Genomic DNA, 6,721 nt, shown 5'->3' with positions numbered 1-6,721 from the left:
CAGTGCGTCGTGGTCAGCCCCGGCGCGATGGCTTCCACCTGTTCCACTTCGCCCACCACCAGTAAAATGCGGACTTTATACCACCAGAACCGCCCGTAACGGAGGCGCATGCGATCGCCCAAGTCACTCAGTACCAAAGCGGACTGACTGGAGCGATCCGCTGTCCGCTCGGTTTCAGGTCTGAGTTTTTTCTGCGCTTTATTCTGCCGAATATGCCACCAGACAGCATTGCTAAATAAGCCTATTAATAAGAGCGGAAAAACTGTGGCGTAGGCATACCATGCGGATTTAAGCAGCCCCCGTTCCTCAAGTAATGTTTTATTCAAGTAGATCAACATGAGAAATATCCCGGCAAGGCTAAGGGTAATAAAAATATATCCAAAATAGCCATATTGGTGGTGACGATTAACTTTCATTGATGTAATTCCTTAGTCATTAAATAGAGGCTAGCGCTCCCCTCTGGTAATTGATTGATAACGATATGATCGCTACCGGTCAGGCTAATTGCCTCAGTTAACATGGCTGATGCCAAAAATATCGATAGCGGCCCCGGAGGACCAAAAGTATGATCGATTAAATGAACCGAATTTTCGGTGAAAAGATTAAACGCAGAATCATGGCTGTTAATTGTCAGTTCAGTCAGGACATCATTCGTGACACCCGTTATCCAAAGGTGCCGCATGTTATTTTTATCAATACGGTTATATTCAAACAATATCTGTAAGTCTTTGATTATTTCTCCGGGTAATGAAGGTAATGTTCTTCCCATACCGGCAAGGACAGTGAGTTTTTCCTGCGTGGCAAATTTTGTCGACGAAAATAATTGAGCCGAGACAAATTCACTGTACGCTTTCTTATTATTTTCAGAAGGCCAGCACTGGAACGCAATAACCATTATCAGCCCTTCGAAATCATCCTCATCGTATAATTTATCGATCTCATCTCGGTTTATTATCGGTAAGATGCTTATTTTCCACTGTTGATATATCGCAGATTCATAAGAAGCGTGATCGTCGGAAGCAATATAAATCTGGCGTAAAAGAGAACGATAACCCGGACATTGTTGTTCAAAATCCTGATCCATTTTAGCCAATAATTGCCGCCTATCGCTCGATGGCAGAGATAATGCCCGTCCTTGTTCAGGAAAAGCAGGGATCTCTTCCGCATCACCTAACAGTGGCGCAATACCTTGTTGCTCAGGCGTCAGAATAATATTACCGATCACCGCCAGTTGTTTTCTGCTCCATTGCTGCCATTGGAAACGGGTTTCGGCACTGGCTTCTTCCCAAGCGTATGCTGCCGCACAATATTGCTCATAGCGATTTAATACCGCACCAAATAACAGCAGCCACACCAGAAAGGACGGTAAACTGCTATAAATCGCCGCATGATAGAAATCAGTGGTGTCTTTTAGCACAGCGTAAACCAATGTGCCGACAATCAATATTAAAAGTAAAATGATAAACCATAACCGATAACGTAAAGGCGCAACTGCTTTAAGTTCCGGTATTTCAGGAATAGGCCAACTCATAATAATAACTCGATATTATCCTAGGGAATGGAATCGAAAATGGGCAACAACAATCATATATCACCATTGGATGTATACCCTGTTTCGCGTTTAAATAAAAAATCAGGCCACCGATTAATTTAACCGGTTTGTCTTTATCATAGAACGTTAATGCTGTCACGCTTACGATTCTACTTTGATCAGTGATATAACTGAAACCAATCATATTAAACATAATCATCTCCTCATCTGTTTAATTATATAAATTTATCCATATTATTAAGGCGATAAGGGAACCACTCATGAATACAGCAGCAAAAATCAAGCGTGACGCACGCCCGTATTCCTTATCTTTAATGCATTTCTTTATCCGATAAAGAGTAAATACATCCAGTATCAGAATTATCGGCCAAGTGTAATATAGTAGTAAAAGATACATGCCTAATACAAGTTGCCAAAGCTCAAAATGAATCATATCAACCCCCACTAACTGGTTATTTCTTTAAACATCTGGTTTCTCCTTCCGCTGATTGTTAACCCTTACATCCCTATAAGGGGTTTTATTTGAAGCATGTTATTGCCGTTTAAAAGCACCGGGCCTTTTACGAAAAGTACTCGTTACCGCATCCCAAAACGTTATCAGTTCATTTTCACTGTACGGCGTTGCGGATGACCGGTCATTTCTCAGATTAATTCTAACAAAAGGGTTCTTATAATCCCCGATTGTTTCATTAGCAATTAAAATAAATTTATATCCCGGAATTTTGGTTTCCGGTTCTTCAATTTTTTCTGTCGGCGCAGTTGTTAAAACTTCCTCCGTATAAGTGCCATTAATTTCCCGTTTCCCTTTCCTTATTATCTTAGCATGCATGGACAAAAACATACCTTCCATTCCCCCCAGACGCTCTAACAGATGGTCTTTCTCTTGAAGATCATTCAATATTTCAACACTGAAAGTAAAATGATCACTTTCATCTCGCTTATAGACAAAAGTCATATTCTCTTTCTCATCATGACTGCCAGTAATAAAACCATCAGGAATACAGGTACCTGCCTCTGTAGGTATTTCTGTATCTTTCCGGCCGCTGATTCTGGATAATAAATTCCTCATTTTCATCATCGTTTTATCTGTGGTATTTAATTCATCCTCATAAAAACCAGCTCTGATATAACTTTTCCTATCACTCGCATATTTAGCATCAGACAAATCTGTTATATTCATTATAATTCTAAATGCAACACCATTGTCGTATAAATGTGCTTCCAGCACCCGGCCAAAACCGGGCTCACCAATATCCTCATTCCTATCGAAAATTACACCTGTTTGCTCCCCCTGTAAGCGATAAATTTTTTTCAAAAAGGGCATATCTTTAGGATCAATAGTTTTATCCTCCTTTAACTCCTGTTCTCTTAGCCGTATCCGCTGCTCAAATGCAGGTGGATATAAACGCTCAGTTTCTATTTGCGCATCACCAATAAATATCCCATCATGAATAATATTGTCAAATCCAGCAGGAAGATCTATCAAATAACGGCCAACACAACGGGTCTGCATATTGGCTAACATTTTTGTTGTCACTTTCTTTTCCTTTTCAGTTAAAATCGGGTAATAAAATACGGGCATATGCCACCACAAGATATAAATAACCGCTAAAGTCAGTAAGGTCGTTTTCCTATTCAATTTTCACCTTTCACCGTCTGCACCATCTTCACAATTGAGCGTAAGGTGAATAACCGGGCAAAAGTCTCTTCCGTCTCGTTATTTCCTTTGTATGCACCTTCATGGTCAACTTCTGTTGCCAACTGACTGCGTAATCTTCTGGTTGGAATACGGCCAGCCCGTTCCGGTACGGTACCATCTCCTTCCTCCTTTGGTGGCGCTAGCTTAAAAGTTTTCGCCGCAATATCCTGAAAAGAGGGACCAACAGAAAACTGCACCATACGTGTAGTACCCATCTCCAAGTTATAAGGATCATAGATCGGCTGATTAAAGGTCAGGCCGGAATAATCCTCCGTTTTATTGTAATAATCTTTACTGACTTCCTCCCAAGAGATAACCCCATAGGATAGATGTTTCTCACTGGCGCCATAAAAGGCATAGGTATTAGGATGGTATTTACCACTCAATCCTTCAATAAATGGCCTAACTTTTTTCCCTATAATATGTGTATAATTTTTCCAGCTTTCATTATCTTTCCACTTCTCCTTTTTATCCGGGTTTAAAAACCGGGTTTCACATAATCCCCACCAGTACTCCTTTTCCAGATAAATCTCCTCATACGGATCTAATTTCGGCAGTTTATGCGTCATTTTACCATCAGCGATATGTAACCAGCCTCGACCATACTCCTTTCCTGGCAGAAGCTGTAATGGGCCGGGAGATTGCGCCAACACCGGGGTCATCTCCGCGCCATTACTGCCGATAACCAGTCCAACCATTCCATCTTCACCGGTTTTCATCCTTTTATAAGTCATGGGTGAACCGGTATCAGGCATCACTCCATGCACAATGCCTAAAATTTTATCTCTGCCATTCAGCAGTTCTGAATAATAACGAGCAACCAGCCCTCCCATTGAGTGAGTGACTAAAATTACCTTTTTGGTTGCACACCGTTTACCATAGAAAGCTAAAACCTTATCCACATATTCCGCCAGCCTCTTGGCTGAATCTTTATTGGATTGCAACCAGTTATAGCCCATCACATGAACCGGGTAGAGAAAATCATAACTATGGTCAACCTCGGCCTCGGTCAGCGGCTCTTCCCCCCACTCCGCATTCAGGTTCATATCAACCATACGTTGCCGAAGGGTTTTTTCCCCCTTCTCTGCCAGACAGTACTCAAAGGCCAGACGCTCATCATCCAACACCGCTTGAAGCCAGGGCAGGAAAGTGCCATAGCTCATATGAGCTATTTCCCCCCAACCGCGCTGCTGGCAAGTCTGGAATTTATTCTTCTCAGTGTGATCAGGCGTGATATCCCCGGAATCATCAACCTTTGTTTTATTCGGGTCTAAAGTTTTCTTCCTGTAAGACGCACCCGAGCACATCCAACCTAAAACATCAAAACTTAATATCCTGTTTAGCCTCCAAACTGACTCCCCCTCTGTCGATTTCAAATTACTCCCCATCACCCCCGGCAGGAAAATTACCGGGATGACTTTAGTCGCGTATTTCAAACAAGTCGCCACCAGATTTTCTTCAATTCTGGCATTCGGCACGTTGTAATAAGGGAGGCCCAGTTCATCATATTCAGGGTGAATAAAAATCTCGTTTTCCTTCGGTTCACTCATCATTTACTCCTCGTCTTTTATTTTCAATTGACTGATTTCCACCCCAACCTGCTTTTGCAAGGGGGTTTTTCCATTCTGTATGGTTGATAATGCCCGTACGCCGCCATCTTCGGCATGGAACTGCATATTTTGACGGGCTAACGGAGAAATCTTATAAGCCCGTACAGCTTTCGGCGTTACCGCATAATTCGCGGTTTGCCATTGCTGTACTGTCTGACTAACACTCTGCCCGCCAAACTTCTGCCACACTGCCGCCCGTTGGATGATGTGATTGGGCGCACCACACTCCACCTGACCATTCCCTATTCGGATATAACCACCGCCACTGACCAGTAAGATCTCCTGTTTGGCACTGATGATCACTTTGCCCTCATGGCTATTCACCGTGATATCTTTCAGTGCCGCCAGCCCCATCTCATCACCCTGCGCCTCAATCTCTACCCGGCCTTTGCCGGCAAACAGTTTGATGCCCAGTTTTTGGGCAAACAGGCTGATCCTTTCACCTGCCGCTACCGTGAATTTTTTCAATACGCTGAAATCGGTACTTCTCCCACTGGTGGCGATAATATTTCCCCCGGCCGCCAACTGGAGGCTTTTTGCCGTCGTCTGCGCGATCCCTTCTGGCGCGGAGAGTAACAACGCGGATTTTTTCAGCTCGGCTAACGTTTCACTTAACAGCGCCTTCTGTTGTTGCAAATCCGCCAGTTCCGCTTTAGCCATTTCAGCCGCGCCGCATAATGCCTCGGTTAAGGTCTGCGCTTGTTGAAGTTGATTCAGCGCCGCCTCCATCTCCAGCACTTCACCGCCCGCCCGGGCCTGTTTATCCGCACTGATAAACAACCCCTTACCGGCCCGAATCGCGCCCCAGTCATCGGTTCGCAGCTCAAAGCCTTCTCCCCGTTTATCCGGGTGTGGGCGCTGGCTATCAACGAGATGACCGAGGTTCAACTGGCTTTTACCGCCGTACTCGGTACTCAGTTTGATATGTTCCCGACCGCGTTCGTCATCCATCCGCAGTTTGTTATTCGCCGGGGTGCGCAGAACGTTGCGTTTGTAGTTGTAGAGATTGACGTGATCCGGGTGCACTGAGTCGTGCAACGCGTGGGCGATATAGGGCCGGTCCGGGTCGCCCCCTTCAAAGGCGATCGCCACTTCAGTGCCTTCCAGCAACGGCCAGTGAAAGCCATAGTTCTCTCCCGCATACGGGCGCGCCAGACGCACCCACAAGCTTTCGCCTCCTTGCGGCCATTTCTCCCGGTCAAAGTTAAACGCCACCCGATATAAGCCGTCTTTGTCGATATCGCCGTAGGTATCATTCACTTTGGTACTGCTCACCCGCGCGGGTATCGTGCCGGCCATCACCGGTTTCGGCACCCGCTCCGGGCGAAAGCACACGGTCTCGGAATAGGGAATAGCCGTGAATGTCATCTCAAAACTGCTGTCCCGGCGGGCACTGTTGGTGATCTGGGTGATGATCGCCCCTTTGCGAAACGTTTCCGGGGCGTCACCTTTCACTTTCAATTCCTGCCCCGGCACCAGCGTAGCGGAAGTGGTCATTCCCCGCAGGCGAATGCGTTGATTCAGGTAACGTTCGTGATGCAAACGGGCATAAAACACCCCACTTTCCGTCTCCGGCTGATAGGCGTAACGATCACCGGGTATCCGGTAGTCGTCACGGTAATGGTACGCTTCGCCATAAGTCGTTCGATCGCCCCGTGTCACATCCGCCTCAGTGTTCAAGCCGGGATACGGCCGGGCATCGTGGTAGTCATAATTCCGAGTCGCAATTTTTTCCTCCACCACCTGATACGCGGTCTCCATGCCCCACACCACCGCGTCCTCCTCGCCGTGCATACCTGACGGATTGCGGGCAGGCAGGTAGACATTGAACTGGTAGTCACGCTGGTCGTCGTAAAACTC

General features: G+C 45.7%; 4 protein-coding genes and 1 pseudogene. All 5 read right to left on the bottom strand.

Annotation, left to right across the window (positions count from 1 at the left end; translation table 11 throughout):
* Positions 1-416 (bottom strand): annotated as a pseudogene (locus AACQ38_RS23260) (ImcF-related family protein); the annotation flags it as partial.
* Complete coding sequence (locus tag AACQ38_RS23255) at positions 413-1,531, bottom strand: hypothetical protein (protein WP_165579198.1); 1,119 nt, start codon at positions 1,529-1,531, stop codon at positions 413-415. The gene AACQ38_RS23255 and the pseudogene AACQ38_RS23260, both read right to left, overlap by 4 nt.
* Positions 1,532-2,084: 553 nt before the next feature.
* Positions 2,085-3,089 carry a T6SS immunity protein Tli4 family protein gene (locus tag AACQ38_RS23250; protein WP_339367086.1) on the bottom strand — a complete coding sequence of 335 codons (1,005 nt, stop codon included), beginning with the start codon at positions 3,087-3,089 and terminating at the stop codon, positions 2,085-2,087.
* Positions 3,090-3,187: 98 nt separating this feature from the next.
* Entirely contained in the window at positions 3,188-4,801 is a 1,614-nt protein-coding gene (locus AACQ38_RS23245; RefSeq protein WP_165579197.1) for an esterase/lipase family protein, read from the bottom strand.
* A 3-nt stretch (positions 4,802-4,804) separates the two neighbouring features.
* Positions 4,805-6,721: DUF2345 domain-containing protein (locus AACQ38_RS23240; protein ID WP_165579196.1), on the bottom strand; the 1,917-nt coding region annotated here is incomplete at its 5' end.

This window comes from Photorhabdus sp. RW14-46, assembly GCF_963887965.1.
In the GTDB taxonomy this organism is placed as follows: Bacteria; Pseudomonadota; Gammaproteobacteria; order Enterobacterales; family Enterobacteriaceae; genus Photorhabdus; species Photorhabdus laumondii.
This window is presented reverse-complemented; position numbering and strand designations above follow the sequence as displayed.